Consider the following 210-nt stretch of genomic DNA (forward strand, 5'->3'; position numbering starts at 1 on the left):
CGCCACCCACCAGCAGATCTACCGGGTGCTGGGCCGGATGGAGGCCGACGGCTGGCTGCGCGCCACCACCGTCGAGCAGGCCGGGCGCCCGGCCCAGAAGGTCTACGAGGTCGCCGACACCGGACGCGAGGTGCTGGCCGCCTGGCTCGGCGAGCCCACCGCCACCCCGCCGCTGCGCTCCGACCTGGCGGTCAAGATGCGCGGCGCCTC

1 protein-coding gene is annotated in these 210 nt (G+C 76.2%); it reads left to right on the forward strand.

Annotated elements, in window-relative coordinates:
* On the forward strand, positions 1–210 hold a 210-nt coding region (locus QWJ41_RS21830), incomplete at both ends, for a PadR family transcriptional regulator (RefSeq protein WP_302710593.1).

The organism is Nocardioides cremeus (assembly GCF_030518195.1).
Lineage (GTDB): Bacteria > Actinomycetota > Actinomycetes > Propionibacteriales > Nocardioidaceae > Nocardioides > Nocardioides cremeus.